General features: G+C 64.6%; 2 protein-coding genes and 2 pseudogenes. 3 read left to right on the top strand and 1 reads right to left on the bottom strand.

The genetic code is table 11. From position 1 onward, the window contains the following. Together APM_RS12480 and APM_RS12475 are read left to right on the top strand one after the other, a co-directional pair. A pseudogene (locus APM_RS12480) lies at window positions 1-195 on the top strand (DNA helicase); the annotation flags it as partial. Then, complete coding sequence (locus tag APM_RS12475) at window positions 192-1,418, top strand: acyl-CoA dehydrogenase (protein ID WP_007423737.1); 1,227 nt, start codon at window positions 192-194, stop codon at window positions 1,416-1,418. The pseudogene APM_RS12480 and the gene APM_RS12475, both read left to right, overlap by 4 nt. A gap of 52 nt (window positions 1,419-1,470) precedes the next feature. On the opposite strand, the gene APM_RS12470 is transcribed toward APM_RS12475, so the two are convergent. Continuing rightward, window positions 1,471-2,307 (bottom strand): N-acyl amino acid synthase FeeM domain-containing protein, encoded by an 837-nt coding sequence (locus APM_RS12470; protein ID WP_007423736.1) that lies wholly within the window; start codon window positions 2,305-2,307, stop codon window positions 1,471-1,473. Window positions 2,308-2,586: 279 nt separating this feature from the next. Between APM_RS12470 and APM_RS12465 the strand changes: the two are divergent. After that, window positions 2,587-3,285 (top strand): annotated as a pseudogene (locus APM_RS12465) (GGDEF-domain containing protein); the annotation flags it as partial.

Genomic DNA, 3,285 nt, shown 5'->3' with positions numbered 1-3,285 from the left:
CCCCGCCGCAGCAGGGAGCCGGGCAACCGCCGCGGCGGCCGCGAGGATGCCGGCCCGCGCGAGCCGGTCGTCGGCTTCGGCGATGACATTCCGGCCTTCATGCAGATCCGCCGCCGCGCCCGCCCGGCGGCCGGACCGGATACCGACGGGCAAGACGGAAAAGACCAGAACGAGGATACGGAAATCGCCGCATGAACGAGATGAAACGGGTCGTGGAAACCGGCGCGCACAAGCCGGCCGGCAAGGGCAGCTTCACGCCATTCGAGTGGGACGACGCCCTTCACCTTGACACGCAGCTGACGGAAGACGAGCGCGCCATCCGCGATGCGGCGCATGAATACTGTCAGAACAAGCTCTTCCCGCGCGTTCTTAAAGGTTTCCGCGAAGAAACCTTCGACCGTTCGATCATGTCCGAAATGGGCGAGATGGGCTTTCTCGGCGCCACCCTCTCCACCCATGGCTGCGCCGACGTCTCCTACGTCGCCTACGGGCTGATCGCCCGCGAGGTCGAGCGCGTCGATTCTGGCTACCGCTCGGCCTTCTCGGTGCAGTCCTCGCTGGTGATGTACCCGATCTACGCCTTCGGGTCGGAGGCGCAGAAGGACAAGTACCTGCCGAAGCTGCGCGCCGGCGAATGGGTCGGCTGCTTCGGCCTCACCGAGCCCGATGCCGGCTCCGATCCCGGCTCGATGCGCACCCGCGCGAAGAAGGTCGATGGCGGCTACATCCTGAACGGCTCGAAGACCTGGATCAGCAACTCGCCGATCGCCGATGTCTGCCTGGTCTGGGCCAAGGACGACGAGGGCGTGATCCGCGGCTTCCTCGTCGACCGCGGCTCCAAGGGCCTGGAGACGCCGAAGATCGAGGGCAAGTTCTCGCTCCGCGCCTCGGTCACCGGCATGATCATGCTCTCGGACGTCTTCGTCCCCGAGGATCACATGCTGCCCGGCGTGAAGGGGCTGCGCGGCCCGTTCTCCTGCCTCAACAACGCGCGCTACGGCATCGCCTGGGGCGCGCTGGGGGCCGCCGAGTTCTGCTGGCACGCCGCCCGGCAATACACGCTGGATCGCAAGATGTTCGGCCGCCCGCTGGCCGCGACCCAGCTCGTGCAGAAGAAGCTGGCCGACATGCAGACCGAGATCACGCTCGGCCTGCAGGGCGCGCTGCGCCTCGGCCGCCTGCTCGATGCCGGCGAGGCCGCGCCGGAAATGATCTCGCTGATGAAGCGCAACAATTGCGGCAAGTCGCTCGACATCGCCCGCCTCGCGCGCGACATGCACGGCGGCAACGGCATCGTCGACGAGTACCATGTCATCCGCCACATGGTGAATCTCGAAACCGTCAACACCTACGAGGGCGCGCACGACGTCCACGCGCTGATCCTCGGCCGCGCCCAGACCGGCCTGTCCGCGTTCTGAGCGTCCTCCCGCCGGCGCCGGCCCTGCTGCGCGGCGCCGCCGGGTGGTCCACCTACCCTATGGTTGCCGCCACGGCGCCGAGCCCCTGCGGGATAGGCGCCCCGGCCAAGATCTGATTCACGACCAGATCTTTGCGCGACGCGACCCGTTCGCCGAATACCGGCACGGGTTGCCCGGTTACCAACCCGAGATAGGTGTCGTCGGAGAGCGAAATCTCGGCGAGCGACATAAGCTTGCCTGGAATCCCGCGATGCTCGTTGGTCTTGCAGCCCATCAGCACGGTCTGCACGTCGAGCCCGGGATAGTCGCGTGCCGGAGCGATCTCGCAGAAGCCCATTCGCCGATAGAAGGGCGCGTGATTGACCGTCACCGCCGCGAATATAATCTCGGCGCGGAAATGCAGGATCAGGTAGCCGACAATATGGTAAAGTCCCATCAGGAGAGTTATGTCGCGCGCATGATGCGGGCTGCACGCGAGCCGCGTGATCTCGACCGCCCGCGGCCTCCGGCCGCCCGCTGCCAGCCCGTCGAGGCAGGTGTCGATCTCGTCGCGGAACATCGCCGCGGCGGGCAGATCGCCAGGCCGGTCGTTGCCGTCGCAATGGCCGAGCATGCAGACCCGCACCGACGCCGCGGGCTCTCCATGGTTGTAAAGAACCACCGTCTTGCTCAGCGGAGATTCGTCATAAGTATCGGAAAACAGCGCCTCGCTGCGCGGCGCAAGATAGCCGGCGGCGACATAGGCCTCGTATCGCAATGCCAGGGCTTCGCGAAACGTCTCGTCGTCGTCGATAACGAGGCGGGCCGTCACGCTGTCGGACCGGCGGGCCGGGAGAGGAGCGCTCTCCGTCGTCCGTAAAAATTGATGTCCGAGGATCGAGCCGTCCATAGGGATCTCCTTTGTGAACAAGCGGGCAACAATGCTTTATCCGCTCTGAACGCTTAACAGATCAGTGGTGATTCCTTTGTTCCATCAATGGAAAATTTCCGGTAAACCTTGCTTTGATCATGCTGGCGAGTACCCGTGAACAAGCAGCAACAATCGTTGGTTCAAATAATTAAACAATCGCGTCTATATAATGCGGTCTGGGCCACGGATGTTGTCCCGGAACAGCTTGTTGCACCGATCGCCATTGAAGGGCTCGAACTCCGGATCAGGCTGACGCGCGTGGCCAGCATTGCCGGGCTGCTGGTCGCCGGCGCCATTGCGATCGATTTCGGCGCGACGACCCGACGGCCGGCGGTGCTCGCCGCCTTTCTGTTGCTTCAACTGACCTATGTCGCGCTATTCTGTTTCACTGTGGCATGGCCTCTGGTGCGCCGCCGGGTTGCCGGGTTTGATTGCGCACGCGTCCTGTTCAACCGCCTCCTGTTCGCGCTGGGCGTCTTCTGGGCGGCCTATCTGATCCTGCTGATGCGGGCATCAGGGCCGGCTAGTCAGGCTCTCATCCTGAGCATCATGTGTGGCCTGATCTCGACGACGATCGCCGCCGGCCCGCTCTCCTCGACCCTCGCTTTCTGGACGCCGCTGACGGCCGGCGCCTTCATCGCCCTAAATGTCTCGCATGATCTCTGGCGGCCGGTATTTGTCGTTTCAGTGGCGATCTACTCCGCCTTCGTCTTCTTCACGATGGTCGCCGTCAACCGCCGCATGCTCGAACGCAGCGTCAACGCCCTCGAGCTCAAGCGCACCAGCGAGACGATCCAGATGCTGCTGCGCGATTTCGAGGAGAACGCGAGCGACTGGCTCTGGGAGACCGACGCGGCGCTGAACCTCGTTCATCCCTCGGCGCGGCTCGCCGAGGTGGCGCACCGCCCGGCCGGCGAAATCCGCGGCAACCTGTTCGATTTCATGGCCGGCACCGAC

It is taken from the genome of Acidiphilium sp. PM (assembly GCF_000219295.1).
Lineage (GTDB): Bacteria > Pseudomonadota > Alphaproteobacteria > Acetobacterales > Acetobacteraceae > Acidiphilium > Acidiphilium multivorum.
This window is presented reverse-complemented; position numbering and strand designations above follow the sequence as displayed.

Coding starts and splice junctions, on each gene's coding strand:
- APM_RS12475 (WP_007423737.1), top strand. CDS start 192: ATGAACGAGATGAAACGGGTCGTGGAAACCGGCGCGCACAAGCCGGCC.
- APM_RS12470 (WP_007423736.1), bottom strand. CDS start 2,307: ATGGACGGCTCGATCCTCGGACATCAATTTTTACGGACGACGGAGAGC.